This is a genomic window from Acinetobacter sp. YH01004 (genome assembly GCF_013420455.1).
GTDB lineage: Bacteria > Pseudomonadota > Gammaproteobacteria > Pseudomonadales > Moraxellaceae > Acinetobacter > Acinetobacter towneri.
The window spans coordinates 204933-223830 of record NZ_VOXZ01000002.1 but is presented as its reverse complement, the minus strand read 5'-3'; the positions used below and the strand labels follow the sequence as shown (position 1 = coordinate 223830).

Here is an 18898-nt window from a genome sequence, read left to right as displayed (position 1 = left end):
ATGGCCGACTGCTGTTGTTAAAAATTATTGATGGTAGCTGCTGACCAAATCGACTTCATTTTTTGAGCCAATGATGACAGGCACACGTTGATGTAGGTCTGTGGGTTGGATGTCTAAAATACGCACACGACCTGTGGTTGCCGCACCGCCTGCTTGTTCCATGAGCATACTCATTGGATTGGCTTCATACATTAAACGTAAACGACCTGCTTTTTTCGGGTCTTTTAAGTCGTATGGATACATGAAAACCCCGCTACGGCAAAGGATACGGTGAATATCGCCTACCATACATGCAACCCAACGCATGTTAAAGTCTTTTTCGCGTGGCCCAGTTTTACCAGCCAAAAGCTCATCAATATAGCGTTTTACAGGTGCTTCCCAATGGCGTTGGTTTGAAGCATTGATCGCGTATTCTTTTGTATCGGCAGCAACTTGAATGTTGTCTGCAGTCACCAAAAACTCTTGGCTTTCTGGGTCAAAGGTAAAGAATACCACGCCTGCACCAACAGTGAGCGCCATCATGGTAGATGGGCCATACAGGACATAACCTGCAGCAACTTGTTGTGTACCTGCTTGCATAAAGTCTGCAGCTTGGGTCACGGCATGTTTTGCAGGTAAAATTGAGAAAATAGTACCCACACACATATTGATGTCGATGTTGCTTGAACCATCCAGTGGGTCAAATAACACTAAATATTGACCATTTTCCTGAGCAGGAGTGAATTCGTCTAATTCTTCCGACGCCAAACCACCCACATTAGGATGTTTTTGTAACGCATCAATTAAATAATCATTTGAAATAACATCTAATTTCTTTTGTTCTTCGCCTTGTACGTTTTCATTTTGCGCACTGCCTAATACGCCCGCCAACGCACCTTTTTGTAATGTTTGGTCAATTGTTTTGCAAGTATTGGCTATAGTTTCAATTACTTGAGCAAGTTCGGGTGTTAAATTTCCAGTTTGTTGTTGTAGAAATTGGGAAAGGGTGCGGTATGACATGACTGGAAAACTCCGAATGACTGCAAAAATGAGGATAACAATATGCTGCAATAGTTTAGATGAGAACGCGTTAAAAGAAAAATTAAACTCGACTATTTGCTGTGATTTTACCCTTGCAAGTCCTGCAGAAAGTGCTATGTTGATGTGAAGGATTTAATTTGAGATAGGAGCACAGATATGACAACGTTAAAGTTTGATGCGACTCCAACGCCAAGCGAAGGGATTAGTTTAGACGATATTTCTGAGGACAAGATGAAAGCCGCTTGGAAAGATTACGAGTCTAAACCTGAATATAAAAAGTTTAACAAGCATGATTTGATTGAATCTATGCAAACTGCAAAAGCTGATGCCGAGTCGGAATAACTGAAGCAAAGCTGTATTTCTGCACTTATCTGTTAGTTTTTAAAATATTCGTTTGCCCAGTTTTTTATGTCATAAAAAAGCGCCCTTGTAATAAAGAGCGCTTTTTTCGTATTGGGGAAACACGTTCTAAACGAGTTTTTCCCAAACAGCAAATTATTATTTCAATAATGGTGGAACAGCTTCGTAGTTAATTTCTACGCGACGGTTTTCTTTCCATGCATTTTCATCATGTCCAGGGTTGACTGGCATTTCTTTACCATAGCTCACTGCTTCAAGCTGACCTGCGTTAACGCCGCTGGTGATTAAGAAGCTCTCAACCGCTTTGGCACGACGCTCGCCTAAAGCCATGTTGTATTCGCGTGTACCGCGTTCATCGGTATGACCTGTAAGCGCTACTTTAGAGTTGGCATTCGCCATTAGAAACTGTGCATGTGCTTGTAGGGTCTGGTAATCATCATTAGATAATTCGCTGCTGTCGTAGTCAAAATGCACCACGCGCTTTGCCAAGAAAGCTTTGTTGGCTTCGGTTACACCTTTGGCAGATGCACCTGCAAGGTTTTGTGCATTTAAAGCTGCATCTTCACTCAAACCTTGGGTGTTGACTGTAGTTGCACCACTTGGTGTTTGACCTGCTTGTGAGTCAGTCGTTGGTTTGCGGTTTGCACAACCTGTCATCACTAAAGCCGATGCCAAAACAGGGAGTACCAATAATTTAACTGCGTTCATCCTCATCTCCATGAAGCTTGATTTTTGGTTTTAAAACAGAACTGAAAAGTGTTTACCTTGCGGGTACTCATTATTTTGGTGCCCACGCAGGTTCACGCACTTCACCTTGTTCACTAGGTAAGTTCATGCGGAAGCGACCGTCTAAAGACATAATTGACAATAAGCCACGTGCGCCTTCGCGCGTTGCATACACCACCATTTGCCCATTTGGTGAGAAGCTTGGCGACTCATCCAAACTGGTTGGGGTTAAAATATTGGTGATATTGGTGTTGATGTCTTGAATTGCGACTTTGTAATTACTGCCACTTGGGCGATGCACCAATGCCAGTTTACGACCATCGGCACTGAGCGTACCACGTGCGTTAAATGCACCGCGGAAGGTTAGGCGTTTGCTGCTGCCTGTGGCAAAGTCATAACGATAAATTTGTGCGGAACCACCACGATCTGAAGTGTAAATAAATGATTTACCATCTGGTGCATAACGTGCTTCGGTATCAATCGCACTGTCATTGGTCATGCGTCGCAGTTCACGGGTGCTTAAATTCATTTGATAAATTTCTGGATTGCCATGCATGGATGCGGTAAACAACATACTTTGACCATCTGGTGAGAAGCTTGGAGCACCATTTAAACCACGGAAACTGGCTAATTTTTCACGCTGACCTGTCGCCAAATCTTGCACATAAATAGCAGGGCGTTTGGTTTCAAACGACACATAGGCAATTTTTTTGGCATCTGGTGTCCATGCAGGCGATAAAATAGGATCACGCGAAGTCAAAATGGTTTTAGGCTGTTCACCATCAGTATCGGCAATTTGCAGGGTATAGCGTTGTTCAGGTGTTGCAGGGTTGCGCAGTACATAAGCAATGCGTCCGCTAAAGTCACCTTTAATGCCCGTGAGTGCTTCATAAATGGCATCACTGATCATGTGTGCAGCAGAACGTACGCGTGACGCAGGCACGCTTAATAATTCATTCAATAAGTATTGCTGTTTTTGCACATCATAAAGTTGGTAATGAACTTCATAACCGCCTTCTGCAGTGGCTTTGACATTTCCCGTCACCACATAAGGTACACCTGCGGCTTGCCATGCAGCTGCATTTGGATTGTTCATGCTTGCAGTTGCAGCAAGGTTTTTAGATGAACTGGTGAATTTGCCTGAACGGTTTAAATCGTTTTCTACAATAGGATAAATACTTTGATCATTGCCAAACGGCACAATCGCAATTTTAGGTGCTTCTTCTGGTGCTTTGGCAATTTCTAAATGCAGTTGTGCAAAAGATTGTGTGCTTAAAACTGGGCTAAGCGCAGTTAAAATAGCAAGACAAAGTAGGTGTTTACGCGTTGTTTCCATCATTCGCTATTTTCTCAAATCAACATAACTTTTTTGGATGTAATTGTGGTACATAATGGCATGCTTTGGTAGGAATGAAAGCATGAATTTATAATAAAACTGTTATAACACTGTGAAAATTTAAATTTATTTATACTCGTAAATATTTTGAGAAGGAGTTAGCCAAATAGATGTTATTCGGCTAACTGGTAACTTATTGCGCTGTAAAGGTAGAGGTGAAGCTACGTGCTTCGCGTCGTGCATCTGGGTCTGATGGCATCGGATAAGGTGCGGCAGCACGAACAGCAGCTTCTACACTGGCTTTCATGTCAGGGTCGCTAGAATTAACCACGACAGACTGAACTGCGCCACTGTCACTTAAAGTCACGCGGGCAGTTGCACGTTGACCCGAAGAACCAGCTGGGGTATCCCACGCTCGTCTGATTTTATTTTCGAAATCGCGTTTAGCAGTGGATGCAATGCGTCGTACTTCAGCCTTTTTCTGAGCAGCTTCTTCTGCAGCTTGTTTGGCAGCTGAGGCTTTGGCTTCAGTATCGGCACGTGCCTTCGCTTCGGCATCAGCTTTGGCTTTTGCATCTGCGTCAGCCTTACGTTTTGCGTCGGCATCAGCTTTGGCTTTTGCATCTGCAGCAGCTTTACGTTTTGCGTCGGCATCAGCTTTGGCTTTTGCATCTGCTGCAGCTTTACGTTTTGCATCGGCATCTGCTTTGGCTTTTGCATCTGCGTCAGCTTTACGTTTTGCCTCAGCATCTGCCTTGGCTTTTGCATCTGCTTCAGCTTTGCGTTTTGCTGCTGCATTGGCTTCGAGTTGACGTCTTTCTGCCGCTTCTGCTTTTTTCAGGGCTTCGGCTTCTTTACGACGTACAGCATCTGCTTCAGCACGTGCTTTGGCATCGGCTTGAGCTTTTGCTTTGGCGTCAGCTTCTCGTTGAGCACGTTCTTCGGCGCGTGCTTGTTGAGCTTTTAAGCGTTCAGCTTCTAGTTTTTGTCGCTCTGCAATTTGTTTGGCTTCAGCAGCTTGTCGTTCTGCACGTGCTTGAGCCTCTGCTGCTTGTGCAGTTTTTTGTGTATCAACTTGAGGAGCGGGTGGCGTAGGAGCCGCTGCAGGTGTTGGAATGACAGGGGCAGGTTCAAGAGCAGGCTCGGCTGTTTGAGTAATTTGCTCTGCTACATTTTCATGTGTGGTTTCAGCAGATTTAGTTTCTAATAAGGGTTTTAAATCTTCTGGTTTTATTAATACCGTTTTAATGGGTTTAGGCGGCTCAGGTGCTTTACTCATGCCCAAATAAAGCAAGCCAACCACTGCGATAAGGTGGACACCTACGGTGAACCCAATCGCGATGGCTTTTTGTTGAAAAGGTGGCTTTTTAAAATCTTTCATAAATTACTTTAAAGGCTCGGTCAGCAATCCAACTTGGGTTAAACCCGCATCTTGTAAGTCAGACATTAACGCAATCACATCACCATAAGGGCGTGTATTATGACCGCGAATAACAACCTGAAACTCTTTGTTTTCAGCTTTGGCTTGAATTTGAGCATCGGTCAAAATTTGTTTCAGTTGGGCTAATTCCAAAGGTTCGGCTTTGTGTTCTTTGTATTCTAAAAAATATTGCCCATCTTTATTTAAAGTCACCAAAGCAGGGGCATCTTTCGATTCAATTGGATTACCATTGGCTTGAGGTAAATCGACTTGAATCCCACTGGTAATCATCGGTGCAGTAACCATAAAAATCACCAATAACACCAACATGACATCAATATAGGGCACTACATTCATGTCACTTTTGAGTGGTTTCTTAATGCGCTCGAAGCGTCCTGAGCGTTGAATGGCCATTAGTCGTGATCCTTAGTATTGCCTAAAGATTGACGTTGTAATAAAGCCACCATTTCTTCGGCAAATAAAGCACGATCAGAATAAATCGCTTCGCCTTTGGCGGTGTAATGGTTAAAGGCAAGTACCGCAGGAATGGCGGCAAATAAACCAATGGCTGTGGCAATGAGGGCTTCGGCAATCCCTGGTGCGACTGTTGCCAATGTGACTTGATCGACATCTGCCAGTCCAATAAAGGCATTCATAATGCCCCAGACGGTACCAAATAAACCAACGTATGGCGCAACCGAACCAATGCTGGCTAATGCACCTAAGCCTTGTTCAAGTTGAGCTTGGTCGCGGCTTAAACCGACACGTAAAATACGTTCTGTGCCTTCAATGGTTTGTGTTGCAGGCGCTTGGCGCTTTTTGAGTTTTAAAAACTCACCTAAGCCTTGATAGAAAATATCTTCCAAACCGACACGTTTTGAATTGAGCTGTGCGTTGTTGTAAAGCGTATTTAATTCTGCACCAGACCAGAAGATTTTTTGGAAATGCTGATCATCTGCCTGTGCTTTTTTATAGCTCATGTGTAACTTGGCAATCAGATACCAACTGTATAATGATGCTAAAAGCAGCGAGAGCATTACCAGCTGAACAACAGGACTTGCTTGTAAAATAAGATCTGATACTTGAAGAGATGATTCGAGTTGTGTTGCCATAGTTACTACATGTGCCAATTCATTTTTTTAATCTTGTCCTAATTCTTTCAGAATAAGGCTACGAATTTCATCTGGCAGACGACGTGGTTTCATATCTGAACCAAGACAGGCCAATTCAACCTCGCCAGATGCAAGCATGATTTCACCACGATAAATATTTTGTTGCAATACAAATGATGACGCTTTACACGAAACTACACTTGCTGTAACAGTAATTAGGTCATCCATTAAGATTGGACGTGAATATTTCACGTTAATTTTATGCACGACAAAGTTGTAATCTTGTTGATGCCAATAATGATCAACACCCGATGCACGAAGCCATTCGGTACGGGTACGTTCCATAAAGCGAATATGGTTGGCGTGGTAAACAATGCCGCCTGCATCAGTATCTTCCATATAGATACGAATTTTAAATTCAAATTTATTCGCCATGATGATGTTCCGCTTCAATGTTGCAAAGTTGTTTGATAAGCAATACTTATAGCTTACGCCGTGTCTGTGAAATTGACGTGAATCGGGGCTATAAGTCAAGCTGTGTATAGCGTGGCAGTTTATCATTCTCAACGCTTCGTCCAATGGCACAAGATTTCAAACATGCTTTTAAGTTAAAATTAGCTGCCTGCCTGATACATGCAGATGATCCACCCCAATGAGCAGCACATGAGCCGTTTAGTTAAATTTTTTGTGGTAATTGCCATATTGTATTTGTTGTGGATGACGCTGTTCCAGCCAGATGGAGGAATTGCGGATAGCACAACCTATCAGTCATCGCAGCAAGTGCATCAATTTAAAGACTATACCATTCAAGCTTTGGAAACCTATGAAGGTGAGTTTCGGGTATTGTCACGTGAAAATTATAATTTTGGACGTGAAGCCGAACTTAGCCCTGTCGATTTTGCTTTGGGATGGGGCGAAATGGCCAAGCCTGAAGTGTATAAACAGTTGTCTATTCGTCAAAGCAACCGTTGGTATCATTGGCGTTATGAACAAGCACCACCGATTCCTGTGCAAGAGATTGCAAGTTTGAGCGCTAATACGCATTTAATTCCTGCCACACCCGCGATTGCGACACAGTTAAAACAGATTGATGAAGATGATTTGATTTATTTGAAAGGTAAATTGGTTGAAGTTACTGCCGCAGATGGGTGGCAGTGGCGCAGTTCTTTAAGCCGTCATGATACAGGGGCGGGCGCGTGTGAATTAATGCTTGTTGAAGATGTGCGTATTATTGAAAATTAGGGTCTATCTACAGACCCAATTGACCTAAATATTTAATAGCTTAAAGGGAGATAGCTCCCTTCAAGCTATTTTTTCCTTTGAGCTATTTTTCTTTTGGCTCTGGCGGTGTCATCCCAAATTGTAAATACGCCATATTGGTCGCAATACGCCCGCGAGCGGTTCGCATTACATAACCTTGTTGAATTAGGTATGGTTCAATTACATCTTCCAAAGTGCCAGAGTCTTCAGCCATAGCAGCGGCCAAAGCTTCCACACCTGCAGGCCCACCATCAAAACGCTCTAATAACATTGATAAATAACGACGGTCTAAGGTATCTAAACCATCTTTATCGACATTCAGCATATCTAGCGCACGTTGTGCCATCTCTTGCGTGACTTCACCTGTGCCTTTGACCTGCGCATAGTCACGAACGCGACGCAATAATCGGTTGGCAATACGTGGTGTACCGCGCGAACGACGAGCGACTTCATTGGCTCCTGCATCGGTCATTGGCACATCCATTAAACTCGCCGAGCGTTTGACAATATGGGTCAAATCTTCAACCGAATAAAATTCCAAACGCTGCACAATACCAAAACGGTCACGTAACGGTGAGGTGAGTAAGCCTGCACGTGTGGTAGCGGCGACAAGGGTAAATGGTGGCAAGTCCAGTTTAATGGAGCGTGCTGCAGGCCCTTCACCAATCATGATGTCCAGTTGATAATCTTCCATCGCTGGATACAAAATCTCTTCAATCACAGGTGAAAGACGATGGATTTCATCAATAAATAACACATCGCCTTCTTCAAGATTGGTCAGCATGGCGGCTAAATCACCTGCGCGTTCCAAGACAGGCCCTGAAGTGGATTTAAGATTGCCGCCCATTTCACGGGCAATAATATTGGCGAGTGTGGTTTTACCTAAACCTGGTGGTCCAAAAATCAGGGTGTGGTCCAGTGCTTCTGCGCGTCCACGGGCTGCACCAATGAAAATTTCCATTTGTTCACGCACTACAGGTTGCCCAATATAGTCATCGAGTGAAGTGGGGCGAATGGCGCGATCAATTTGATCTTCGGGTTTTTCAGAACCACTGATTAGACGGTCTTGCATATCGTGTTAACTAATCTCTTGAGCTGGGCATTTTGATGCTGCATGCACAGCCTCAAAGTATGAGTTGCGTTTAAATGCCTTTGCGAAGGCATGATTTTACTTTTGAAAGATCAAAAGTAACAAAAATCTTATGTTGAGTTGAGGGTATATCCCTATACCCCAACTCAACGGGCGACATCCATGTCGCCAGTCATGTATCCAATATTGGAAAGATGAACTTACGCTAGGTTTGTTGGCATCTTTTATTTATTCATCGACTTTAATGCTGCACGGATAATATCACTGGCTTCAGTAAAATCGGCCTTAACTGCATTAATCAGTTTTTGTGCTTCGGCAGGTTTATAACCTAAAGACTGTAAAGCGGCTTCGGCTTCGGCAACAGCAGAATTGCCCGTAAAATGGATTTGAGTCGCAGTGGAATTGCTGCTGCTGACTTCGTTGGACATGGCTTTAAAGCGATCACGCAATTCAATCATCAGGCGTTCAGCGGTTTTTTTGCCCACACCTGGCACTTTAATCAGGGTGTTAATATCTTCATGTTCTACGGTGTGAATCAGTAACTCGACACTCAAGGTCGATAAAATACCCAGTGCCATTTTCGGGCCGACACCATTGACTTTGAGTAAGGTACGGAAAATGGTTTTTTCTTGGGCTTCTAAAAAGCCATATAACAATTGAGCATCTTCACGCACAGCTAAATGCGTCCACAGGGTAATTTTCTGCCCCTTTTGTAACTGGCAAAATGTGGTGAGTGGCGTGTCAATTTCATAGCCCACACCATTTACATTCAGCAACACGGTTGGTGCTTCTAAAGCCAATACTTCGCCAATAAGACATCCGATCATATTTGTGGTTCACTGATTAATTTAAAATAAGTTGCTGTTCGCATAGTAGAGCGCATTTTCACAAAAGGCAAAATCTGCGCTTAAATCCTACTTCTATTTAGATACAAGTATTGATATGCAAATTACTCATTATAGCAAGCCGACCTTATTGCCTTGTAATTCTTGCGATAAGTTATAGGCTTGGTGATCTGAAAACTTAGAGATAATATCCAAGACTTGCATAATATTGTCATAGTGATTATGCGCAAAATCTGCCCCTGAGCGTTGCAAGATTGACATTAAACGCTGCTCTTTAAAACTTAGGGTTTTATGTGGCGTGGTGAGTGGAATAAACGCATCCAAAATGTTTTGTAAACTTTGATGCGCAATAATTTCCAGCCCTGCCTTTTGTGGATGCTCGAAAATTTTCTCACGGGCTAAGTCTTTGGCGCGATTAATACCAATTTCAATATCTGCCGAGCAATATTGTAAAAGACTGCCTTTGAGCTGTCCCATCAGAATTTCCAAATGGTGTTTGGCAAATGCTGTAGTGACTTCATCGACCAAACGCTTCATGACCCGACCACGCAAAGCGGCAATTTTTTGTTGCCATGTGGTACGTGCCATCGCCAGTTCTGCTGGAATACCGTAGTCACCAATCAAGTTTAAAAAGATCGGTTCAACTTCTTCATAGCTGAGCATGTTTAAGATAATGCCATCTTCCAAATCAATTAAGGCATAGCAAATATCATCTGCTGCTTCCAATAAATATGTCAGTGGATGACGGCAATAGTGATAATCGCCCAATTGAATCAGACCAAGCTGTTCTGCAATTTGTTTGAGAATTTCTTTTTCGGCTTGGTAACAACCAAACTTATCACGTTGATTGGCAGGGCGGTTGCCTTGTTCGGCAATGGTTTTGGAGAGCCATGGATATTTTAAATAAGCGCCTAAAGTGGCATAGGTTAAACGCATGCCGCCATCATTTGGATGATAGTCAATTTTGGTGAGTAGACGTAAACCTTGTGCATTGCCTTCAAACTGACGGACATCAGCTTCTTCTTCATCGCTGAGTTTGGCGAGGAAATTGCCGTGTGAAGCATCATCAAACCATTCACGAATGGCATATTCGCCTGCATGCCCGAAAGGTGGATTACCAATATCATGTGCCAAGCAAGCAGCTTGAATAATCGCACCGACATCGGCAGGGGAAATCCACATAGGCAAGTGATCTTTAATTTTTTCTGCAGCCAACATTCCCAATGAACGTCCAATACAAGACACTTCTAAAGAATGGGTTAGGCGAGTGTGAATGCCATCGTGTTGAGTCAGTGGATGGACTTGGGTTTTACGGTTTAGCTGTCTAAAACTTTGCGAAAAAATAATACGGTCATAATCTTTATGAAAAGGGCTGCGCGCCTGTTCTGTACTTTGTTTTTTACTACCAATTCGAACTGTGGAAAGCAGTTCTAACCAACGCATTTGAGTCATTTATCATTATTCACTATGTGCTTGTTTTGCATCATGCCAAAAAAATGACAAAAGCTCTAGGGGCGTGCGACATGGCTTGTCTTTTTAAATCTAAAATCATACAAAATGGGGGATAAGTTTGTGGCGAAGCGTACTTTAAATTTTTTGGGAATTGTATAAATTGAGGATTGGATGATGCGTATAGGTTGCCAAAATAGCAACGATGCCCAATTTTTTATGCTAATTTCTAATTAATTGTGAAATGGATAGCGAAGTTTAAATATGCTCAAACTGATTTACTATGTGCCTGAATCTCATCTTGAAGAAACTAAACTGGCGGTTTTTGCAGCGGGTGCAGGTGGAATTGGCAATTATGAACATTGTGCATGGCAGGTTTTAGGCACAGGGCAATTTAAGCCTGTCAAAGGAGCAAATCCGTTTATTGGTGAGTTAGATGCTTTGGAACACGTTGCCGAATGGCGCGTGGAAACCATTGTACCTGAGCAAAATGCTCAGGCAGTCGCAAAAGCACTCAAGGCAAGCCATCCTTACGAAGAGCCTGCCTTTGAGTTTATGCAACTTTTAGATATTAATTTTTAAAGACTTAAATACCAATTTTTAAAGAAAAATAGAATTGCACTATCACTCATATATGGATTGGGGCAAATATAAGTTGCGTAGATAGAGTTTACTTTTCACGGGCGAAAAGTAACAAAAGCCCTCTGTTAGACTGATGGTACGTCCTGTACCACAGTCTAACGGGCGACATCCTTGTCGCCTTGTCACGAGTCGAAATGTGGCTAGGTTTTAAAAGTACAGTTGAAATATTAGGGTCAGTTGACACTTCATCTATGTTTGCGACGTGAGAGATATATCTCGCAAGGTTTTTTTAGCTGCTATAAGGCATGGGGCAGGAAATTTAGTTATTCTAAATGACTGACTCATAACGCAATAGCAGCAAAAAATATGCTCGTCCCCTTGCGCAGCAAACAAAGCAGCGCTTTGTTCTTGCTCATGTGGCTAAAACTTTCTCAGATTACGTTATGAAACTTGGCAATAGTCTCGCTATTCCTTGCGTTTCATGCCTAATCTGCTCAGTTTTAGCCTACAGCGCAAGCCATTTATGAAATGTTAACAGCCCCTAGACTTTCTGAATAAACAGGTCACGGTCAAAACGGTATTGCGGGAAAAAGACACCATCTTCGGCACGTTCACCTGCAGCAATCACCATCACTGGAAATTGTTGATCATTCAGTTTTAAGAGTTTGCGTACCATCGGCTCATCAAAACCTTCCATCATGCAGCTATCAAAACCGTGTGCGCGAAGGGCCAAGACCATATTTTCACAGGCGAGTGCTGTAGTTTTACTTGCCCAAAGTTTGGCATCTGCAGGGTTAAATGCAGTCACAGGTAATTGTTTATCTAAACTACGTGCAATTTTGAAAGCGACTTTCTTAAAGTTACCTACTGCGTTTAAGTAGCCAGTCATGTAGTTATAAGGAATAAACTTGTAATATTTTTTGACTGCAGCAGGTGCTTCAGGAAAAGGGAACTCGCTGATATTCTTTTTTGCCATTTCATCAACACGGTCTGTACGTGCAATACACACGATTAGCTCTGCTGCAGTACGAGCAGCGAGTTGTCCTAAGCAGGCTTTAACCAGTTGTTTTTTCTTGGCAGGATTTTGCACCACGACAAAAGTCCACGGTTGTAAATTAGATGAGTTTGGTGCCAATAAAGCCATATCTAAACAATCATCCAATACTTCCGCAGGAATGGCTTTGTCGGTAAATTTACGCACCGAACGACGGCTTTGAATGACTTTTTTAAAGTTTTCTACATCAATATCTTGTGGTGCAGGTTCAAAATAACGTTCTTTTTTTTCAGCTTTAACATCGGCTGGATTTGGATTAGACATTACAATTTTCCTCAATTTTTTAATGATTGACAGCTCATTGCAGAATATGGGGGCGAATAAAGAAAAAACCACATTCAGCCAAGATGAATGTGGTTTAAAACGTCTAGTTTACTTGAAATGAGTTTAATCGCATTTCAGTTAAACAACGTTTAATTAAATTGGCTGAAATCAGGTTTACGTTTTTGCATAAAGGCCTGCACCGCTTCCATCATTTCTGCTGAGCCGACACGTTGCATAAAAATCTCTGCTTCATGGTCAATCCACGCCACAATTTCATTGACATTATGTTTCATGAGGGCTTTAGATTGTTTGAGTGAAGCCAATGGCAAAGCCGCCAATTGCGCTGCTTTTTGTTGTGCTGTTGCATAGACATCGGTTTCAATACTATTAACTAGATTTGCCGATAATGCCGTTTCGCTATTGAATTTCTGCGCAGTCAACAACAGTTCAGCCGCTTTGTGATAGCCAGCTTGCTCTACCAAAAGCTTGCTTGATGCGCCTTCTGGCGATAAGCCCAAGCTCACAAATGGAATCTGGAATAGGGCAGTATTGTCGCTATACACCAAATCCGCATGCAATAAAATGGTGACACCAATGCCAATCGCCACCCCACGTACAGCTACAATTAGCGGTTTAGAAAACTTGGCAGCAGATTTTAATAGGATGAACGGAGGACCTTCGGCAGCAGGCAATTGCCCTTTAAGTGCAGCAGACTTCATAAAGTCTTGCATGTCATTGCCTGCGCTAAAGTCTGCATCTGCACCACGTAAAATGACACAACGCACTTCATTGGCTTGATCTGCCTCATCTAAGGCTTGTGCAATCCATAAATATAATTCACCATACAGCGCGTTTTTTGCTTCTGGGCGATTGATGGCTAAAGTCAGTACACCATGCTCTAAATTCGCATTCAAATGTGGATGGGGTTGTTGAATACAGCTCAGTGTCATCGTACTATCCTTGCTTTGATTGGTTTGAATTTATGGCTCATTATGTCGCAAATTCGCAGCGCTGGCACAACTCATGAGTTCATAAAAAGTTAGTGAATGATGAGATTTGCGTTCCTAATTCAATGTGAAATTTATTTAGAATTTGGGGTTGTTCATTTAAAAAATGAATAAGCAAGGCGGAATCTTAACGTCTATTAATTCTATTTTAGGATTAACCTTCGGTTCGACCTACTTTTGTTTTGGCAAAAGTAGGCAAAACCATTTGTCATCCACGAAACCTGCCCAATTATTGTTTTTGATTTATTATCTTGCAAAAACAATAATGAGTTGATACCACGCAGGTTGTGGATGACATTTCCGCGTATCAGATAGCATCATGTTGTTATCAAAATTAGGATTGGCGTATTTATTATGCAATATACGTTTGATTATTTGGTTTTCATTGGCCGCTTTCAGCCATTTCATTTGGCGCATTTGCAAACCATTCAAATTGCGTTAGCACGTAGTCATTATGTGATTTTGGCATTAGGTTCTGCACAAAATGAGCGCAATTTAAAAAATCCGTTTTTAGCCAAAGAACGTGAGCAGATGATTTTGTCTAACTTTTCACCTGAGATGCAAGAACGGATTAAGTTTGTGCATGTCGTAGATGTCTACAATGATGAAAAATGGCAAAAACTAGTCAAATCTTTAGTCGGTGAATTGATTCAACCGCAAGATCGTGTTGGTTTAATTGGGCATTTTAAAGATGACTCGTCTTATTATTTAAAGTTTTTCCCTGAATGGGAGATGGTAGAATTAGACAGCTTGCAAGATGCCATGTCTGCTACGCCTGCACGTGAGGCTTATTATCGTGGGGAAATACAGCCTAATTTTTTCCCGCAAGGCACAATTGATTTCTTAACCGCATTTCAAAACACGGAAATTTATCGTCAATTACAAGACAAATACCAGCAGCAGGACAGCAGTAATTTGACGGAGTAATCCAGTTTTTAAATGAAAAAGGATGATTGAAAAAGCTTTCAATCATCCAGAACATTGTGTTTTTTTAGAGGCTGAAAATTAAGCCTGTAAAGCGGTTAAATCCGCAAGCACTTGCTCGGCATGTCCTGCAGCTTTGACTTTACGATATTCTTTCAGTAATTGACCTTGATGGAAAATAAAAGTAGAGCGTTCAATGCCCATAACTTTTTTGCCATACATATTTTTTTCTTTAATCACATCAAACAACTGACACAATACTTCTTCTTTATCGCTAATCAAGTTGATGCCTAAAGATTGTTTTTCGGTAAAGTTTTGATGGGCTTTGACTGAGTCGCGCGAAATGCCAATGATGGTGGTATTAAGCGCATCAAATTGTGGCTTTAGCGCAGTAAAATCGACAGCTTGTGTGGTGCAGCCTGGGGTAGAGTCTTTCGGGTAAAAATACACCACTAACCAATCTGTACCAAGTTCGGTTAAATTGACTTCGCCTGTGGTTGCAGGAAAAGCTTGATTTGGTAATTGAATTGTCGTGCTCATATTTTTCTCCAAAATCATGCACATAAAAAACTAGCCACATAAAGTGGCTAGTTGAAATTGTTAAGAAAAATTATTTTTTCTCAGCCGCTTTCATTGCTTCTTCAGTTAAGGTTTTTAATTTACCTGTAAGCTGAGGACCAAAACAAGTTTGCAAATCTTTATTTTGCTTTTGTACAAAAGCTAAAGTCGCAGGGCTCTTTTTCTGGTTAATTGCGCTTTGAATTTCCCATTTTTGAGCGTTGGTTAATTTACCATCTGCTTCTACTGCACAAGTACAATATTTGCTTACTTCAGCTGTAGTCAGTTTTTTGCCTTTTGCAGTTTCTTCTTTACAAACATTAATTAAAGCTGCTTTTACATTGGTGCTTTTATATGCTTGTTGCAACTTGTCATTATTTGCGTGTGTCGTTGTTGCGAATAATGCAGCAACAGACATAATCGCAGAAACTATAATGTTTGATTTTAAATTTTTCATACACTTTACCTTGTTATGACGGTATATAACGCGTTGGGTCTGCAACACCGGCATCGGCAAAACCTTGTTTGCGTAAGCGACAGCTGTCACATTTACCACAAGCACGTCCTTGGTCATCTGCTTGGTAGCAAGAAACCGTTTGACTATAGTCTACGCCATGTTCAATACCTAAGCGAATAATATTTGCTTTGGATAAATGTAACAAAGGTGTCTCAAATTTTAACGGTTTGCCTTCTACGCCAACTTTGGTTGCCAAGCGTGCCATATTGGCAAAAGCATCAATAAATTCAGGACGACAGTCAGGATAGCCCGAATAATCTACCGCATTAATACCAATCACAATTGCTTCTGCATCAAAAACTTCGGCAGCTGCCAAAGCATAAGACAGGAAGATGGTATTACGCGCAGGCACATAAGTCACAGGAATACCTTCTTGCTCATGATCAGGTACTTCAATGCTGTGATCGGTCAGGGCAGAACCGCCCAAGTTGCCTAAATCAATATTAATCACACGATGCTCAATGCCTGCATTTTTAGTCAAGGCACGTGCAGCATCTAGCTCTGTAGTCGAGCGTTGACCATACATAAAACTAAGTGCAATACATTCATAACGCGCTTGTGCCCATGCCAAACACGTGGTTGAGTCTAATCCACCAGATAACAATACAATGGCACGAGGGCGCATAATTGAACTCCAAATTTTAAAATATAGCGATAGAACTTGAGCAAAAGTGTGAAGATTGACGTCAATACGAATGGGGATTCGTGAGGAGATTAACGACCTGTTTCATCATTCCAAAGCAATTTATGTAATTGCAATTGGAAACGAACAGGGAGATGGTCGGCTAAAATCCACTGTGCCAAATCACGTGCAAGTTGTGGCAAGGCGACTGCACCTTTTTCGACAGCAAATGCAGGGGAGAACCACACTGTATCGACTTTTTTATGCAACTGATATTGCTCAACTTGCTGCTTCGCCCAAAGATAATCGTCATGATTGCAAATCACAAATTTGATTTGATCATGTGGGTTTAAAAAATCTAAATTTGATAATAAGTTGCGTGACATTTCACCCGATGCAGGGGTTTTTAAATCCAGCACCTTCGACACACGGTTATCCACTTTAGAAATATCTAAAGCTCCACTGGTTTCCAAAGACACTTCACAACCTAAATCTGCCAAGCGTTGCATGAGTGGCAGTGCATTCGGTTGAGCCAGAGGTTCACCGCCCGTCACACATACATACGGTGTTTTAAATTCTAGCGTGGTTTGGATGATGTCATCTAAAGATTGACGTTCGCCACCTTCAAAAGAATAAGTGGTATCACAGTAATGGCAACGCAATGGACAACCCGTTAAACGAACAAACACGGTTGGCAAGCCCGATGTATTGGCTTCGCCCTGCAATGAATAGAAAATCTCCGTGATGCGTAAACCCGCAGACGGATCAGAAACAGGAATAGCGGAAGATCGGAGGGTATTCATAAAATTCATCACAGTATGTAAAAAAACAAAAATCCCTACGGTCATTGCTGGCCGTAGAGATGGAGAAAACTAAAAAAAGTTTAGTCTTCGCGTAATAAGTCGTTCAAACTGGTTTTTGCACGGGTTTTCGCATCTACTTTCTTCACAATGATAGCAGCATACAAGCTATAAGTGCCACATTTAGAAGGCAGGTTGCCAGAAACTACCACCGAACCTGCAGGTACACGACCATAATGGATTTCGCCAGTTTCACGGTCATAAATTTTGGTCGATTGACCAATATAAACGCCCATAGAAATGACAGAACCTTCTTCCACAATCACGCCTTCAACAATTTCAGAACGTGCGCCAATGAAGCAGTTGTCTTCAATAATAGTTGGGTTTGCTTGAAGTGGCTCAAGTACACCACCAATACCTACACCACCCGATAAATGCACGTTTTTACCAATTTGTGCACATGAACCTACAGTTGCCCATGTATCAACCATGGTGCCTTCATCTACATAAGCGCCAATATTGACATAAGATGGCATTAACACCACATTTTTGGCTTGGAATGAACCTTTACGTGCAACTGCTGGCGGTACAACACGCACACCTGCTTGTTTGAATTGCTCGTCAGTCCAACCTGTAAATTTCGTGTCTACTTTGTCGTAGAAACGCAAATCGCAAGATTCAATTGGCTTGTTATCATTGAGTTTAAAAGATAACAAAACTGCCTTTTTTAACCATTGGTGAACGATCCACTCACCATTAATTTTTTCAGCAACGCGTAATGTGCCGTTATCTAAACCTGCAATTGCTTGTTCAACTGCCTGACGAATTTCAGAGGGACAATCTGCAGCGCTGAAATTAGCGCGGTCTTCAAATGCTTGTTCAATGATTGTTGAAAGCTGAGACATCGATGTTCTTACCAGAAAAAAATTTTCCAAAGATTTTACACTATATTGAGTGAGGAATAGATAAAAATTGGAACAGATTGGAATTTATCCTTAGTAAGATAAACAAGTTAAGTTGCGCGCTAAATTGTTGAAGTTTTGAAAATAAATGCTTTTGCAATAAACAATAAGAATAAATTTGTATCAAAAGATAACATAAACCTAGCAAATCTTGCATAAATACTGAGCGCAATAAGCTTTATAGTTTTCACATGAAAAACGAACGAATGAAAATTCAAAAAAGCTTTAGTTTGAGGAGAAACACAATGAAAACTTTACATACATTTTTAGCCGCTTCGGTATTGGCAGCAGTTGCAGGTTCTGCAATGGCAGATACAGCTGTGGTAAAAGATGGCTATGCGTTTGATCGTAACCAATTAATTCCAACAGGTGTACGTGCTGAAGTAGGTACAACAGGTTATGGCGGTGCCTTACTTTGGACTGCAAACCCGTATGTGGGCTTAGCGCTGGGTTATAACGGTGGCGATATTTCTTGGTCGGATGACTTATCTATTAATGGTACTAAGTACGATATGGATATGGACAATAACTTGACCTATTTGAACGCTGAAATTCGTCCATGGGGTACAAGTACAAATCGTTGGGCTCAAGGTTTATATGTTGCTGCTGGTGTAGGCTATGTCGATTCTGAGTATGACCTGAAGAAGCGCTCAAGTGATGGTACGATTAAAGTAAATGGCAATAACTATAACTTTAATGGTGAAGTTTCAGGGAAAATGGATTATGAAAATAATATTGCTCCCTATGTAGGTCTAGGTTTAGCGCCTAAGATCAATGAAAACTGGGGTGTATTTGGTGAAGTTGGTGCGTACTATACAGGCAACCCATCTGTAAACTTGACGTCGAAAGGTAACTTTGTAAACGTGAATGGCGCTGATTTTGACAGAGATTTAGCTGCTGAAGAAAACAAAATCCGTAACGATGATAAATATGAGTGGATGCCAGTTGCAAAATTGGGTGTAAGTTACCACTGGTAATATCTATTAGCTT

22 protein-coding genes are annotated in these 18898 nt (G+C 41.8%); 5 read left to right on the top strand and 17 right to left on the bottom strand.

Going from position 1 to position 18898, the window contains the following annotated elements:
• Positions 1 to 24: 24 nt before the first annotated feature.
• Positions 25 to 999 carry a class 1 fructose-bisphosphatase gene (locus FTT71_RS01520; RefSeq protein WP_096901127.1) on the bottom strand — a complete coding sequence of 325 codons (975 nt, stop codon included), beginning with the start codon at positions 997 to 999 and terminating at the stop codon, positions 25 to 27.
• Between the two features lie 177 nt (positions 1000 to 1176).
• On the opposite strand from FTT71_RS01520, the gene FTT71_RS01515 reads away from it, so the two are divergent.
• Entirely contained in the window at positions 1177 to 1362 is a 186-nt protein-coding gene (locus FTT71_RS01515) for an NF038105 family protein (protein WP_004971800.1), read from the top strand.
• A gap of 156 nt (positions 1363 to 1518) precedes the next feature.
• Here the strand turns inward: FTT71_RS01515 and pal are convergent, their stop codons facing one another.
• The 6 genes from pal to ybgC form a co-directional block, all read right to left on the bottom strand.
• Positions 1519 to 2088, bottom strand: a complete 570-nt coding sequence (pal, locus tag FTT71_RS01510; protein ID WP_004971799.1) for a peptidoglycan-associated lipoprotein Pal — start codon at positions 2086 to 2088, stop codon at positions 1519 to 1521.
• A 70-nt stretch (positions 2089 to 2158) separates the two neighbouring features.
• Positions 2159 to 3442 carry a Tol-Pal system beta propeller repeat protein TolB gene (gene tolB, locus FTT71_RS01505; RefSeq protein ID WP_026438303.1) on the bottom strand — a complete coding sequence of 428 codons (1284 nt, stop codon included), beginning with the start codon at positions 3440 to 3442 and terminating at the stop codon, positions 2159 to 2161.
• Between the two features lie 193 nt (positions 3443 to 3635).
• A complete protein-coding gene (gene tolA / locus FTT71_RS01500) occupies positions 3636 to 4823 on the bottom strand; it encodes a cell envelope integrity protein TolA (RefSeq protein ID WP_180043336.1) in 1188 nt (395 codons plus the stop codon).
• Between the two features lie 3 nt (positions 4824 to 4826).
• Positions 4827 to 5276 (bottom strand): protein TolR, encoded by a 450-nt coding sequence (tolR, locus tag FTT71_RS01495; RefSeq protein WP_070154130.1) that lies wholly within the window; start codon positions 5274 to 5276, stop codon positions 4827 to 4829.
• Positions 5276 to 5974, bottom strand: coding sequence for a protein TolQ (gene tolQ, locus FTT71_RS01490; protein WP_104851739.1), 699 nt, complete (start codon positions 5972 to 5974; stop codon positions 5276 to 5278). The genes tolR and tolQ overlap by 1 nt, the downstream gene beginning before the upstream one ends.
• Positions 5975 to 6001: 27 nt before the next feature.
• Positions 6002 to 6409, bottom strand: coding sequence for a tol-pal system-associated acyl-CoA thioesterase (gene ybgC / locus FTT71_RS01485; protein ID WP_004971791.1), 408 nt, complete (start codon positions 6407 to 6409; stop codon positions 6002 to 6004).
• Between the two features lie 228 nt (positions 6410 to 6637).
• Between ybgC and FTT71_RS01480 the strand changes: the two genes are divergently transcribed.
• Positions 6638 to 7216, top strand: coding sequence for a hypothetical protein (locus tag FTT71_RS01480; protein ID WP_004971789.1), 579 nt, complete (start codon positions 6638 to 6640; stop codon positions 7214 to 7216).
• Positions 7217 to 7298: 82 nt separating this feature from the next.
• Here FTT71_RS01480 and ruvB read toward each other — a convergent pair whose 3' ends face one another.
• The 3 genes from ruvB to FTT71_RS01465 all read right to left on the bottom strand — a co-directional run bounded on the left by ruvB (position 7299) and on the right by FTT71_RS01465 (position 10621).
• A complete protein-coding gene (gene ruvB / locus FTT71_RS01475; protein WP_004971787.1) occupies positions 7299 to 8306 on the bottom strand; it encodes a Holliday junction branch migration DNA helicase RuvB in 1008 nt (335 codons plus the stop codon).
• Positions 8307 to 8548: 242 nt separating this feature from the next.
• Entirely contained in the window at positions 8549 to 9151 is a 603-nt protein-coding gene (gene ruvA / locus FTT71_RS01470; RefSeq protein WP_179993882.1) for a Holliday junction branch migration protein RuvA, read from the bottom strand.
• Between the two features lie 129 nt (positions 9152 to 9280).
• The gene (locus tag FTT71_RS01465; RefSeq protein ID WP_104851741.1) at positions 9281 to 10621 is read right to left on the bottom strand and encodes a deoxyguanosinetriphosphate triphosphohydrolase; all 1341 of its coding nucleotides are present in this window, start codon (positions 10619 to 10621) and stop codon (positions 9281 to 9283) included.
• Positions 10622 to 10882: 261 nt separating this feature from the next.
• Between FTT71_RS01465 and FTT71_RS01460 the strand changes: the two genes are divergently transcribed.
• Positions 10883 to 11200 (top strand): YqfO family protein, encoded by a 318-nt coding sequence (locus tag FTT71_RS01460; protein WP_104851742.1) that lies wholly within the window; start codon positions 10883 to 10885, stop codon positions 11198 to 11200.
• A 541-nt stretch (positions 11201 to 11741) separates the two neighbouring features.
• On the opposite strand, the gene FTT71_RS01455 is transcribed toward FTT71_RS01460, so the two are convergent.
• Together FTT71_RS01455 and FTT71_RS01450 are read right to left on the bottom strand one after the other, a co-directional pair.
• Positions 11742 to 12518, bottom strand: a complete 777-nt coding sequence (locus FTT71_RS01455) for a nitroreductase family protein (protein WP_096901117.1) — start codon at positions 12516 to 12518, stop codon at positions 11742 to 11744.
• 149 nt (positions 12519 to 12667) lie between these two features.
• Complete coding sequence (locus FTT71_RS01450; protein WP_167845895.1) at positions 12668 to 13468, bottom strand: enoyl-CoA hydratase-related protein; 801 nt, start codon at positions 13466 to 13468, stop codon at positions 12668 to 12670.
• A gap of 411 nt (positions 13469 to 13879) precedes the next feature.
• On the opposite strand from FTT71_RS01450, the gene FTT71_RS01445 reads away from it, so the two are divergent.
• The gene (locus FTT71_RS01445) at positions 13880 to 14452 is read left to right on the top strand and encodes a nicotinate-nicotinamide nucleotide adenylyltransferase (RefSeq protein WP_096901115.1); all 573 of its coding nucleotides are present in this window, start codon (positions 13880 to 13882) and stop codon (positions 14450 to 14452) included.
• Positions 14453 to 14530: 78 nt separating this feature from the next.
• Here the strand turns inward: FTT71_RS01445 and FTT71_RS01440 are convergent, their stop codons facing one another.
• The 5 genes from FTT71_RS01440 to dapD all read right to left on the bottom strand — a co-directional run bounded on the left by FTT71_RS01440 (position 14531) and on the right by dapD (position 17851).
• Positions 14531 to 14989 carry a peroxiredoxin gene (locus FTT71_RS01440; protein ID WP_096901114.1) on the bottom strand — a complete coding sequence of 153 codons (459 nt, stop codon included), beginning with the start codon at positions 14987 to 14989 and terminating at the stop codon, positions 14531 to 14533.
• Between the two features lie 70 nt (positions 14990 to 15059).
• The gene (locus FTT71_RS01435; RefSeq protein WP_004971768.1) at positions 15060 to 15464 is read right to left on the bottom strand and encodes a hypothetical protein; all 405 of its coding nucleotides are present in this window, start codon (positions 15462 to 15464) and stop codon (positions 15060 to 15062) included.
• 13 nt (positions 15465 to 15477) lie between these two features.
• Entirely contained in the window at positions 15478 to 16149 is a 672-nt protein-coding gene (gene queC / locus FTT71_RS01430) for a 7-cyano-7-deazaguanine synthase QueC (RefSeq protein ID WP_136144778.1), read from the bottom strand.
• Between the two features lie 89 nt (positions 16150 to 16238).
• A complete protein-coding gene (queE, locus tag FTT71_RS01425; protein ID WP_180060803.1) occupies positions 16239 to 16949 on the bottom strand; it encodes a 7-carboxy-7-deazaguanine synthase QueE in 711 nt (236 codons plus the stop codon).
• An 80-nt stretch (positions 16950 to 17029) separates the two neighbouring features.
• Positions 17030 to 17851 carry a 2,3,4,5-tetrahydropyridine-2,6-dicarboxylate N-succinyltransferase gene (gene dapD / locus FTT71_RS01420; protein ID WP_131261166.1) on the bottom strand — a complete coding sequence of 274 codons (822 nt, stop codon included), beginning with the start codon at positions 17849 to 17851 and terminating at the stop codon, positions 17030 to 17032.
• Between the two features lie 302 nt (positions 17852 to 18153).
• Here dapD and carO point away from each other — a divergent pair, with 302 nt between their 5' ends.
• A complete protein-coding gene (carO, locus tag FTT71_RS01415) occupies positions 18154 to 18885 on the top strand; it encodes an ornithine uptake porin CarO type 4 (protein ID WP_180060804.1) in 732 nt (243 codons plus the stop codon).
• The last annotated feature ends 13 nt before the right edge of the window (positions 18886 to 18898 follow it).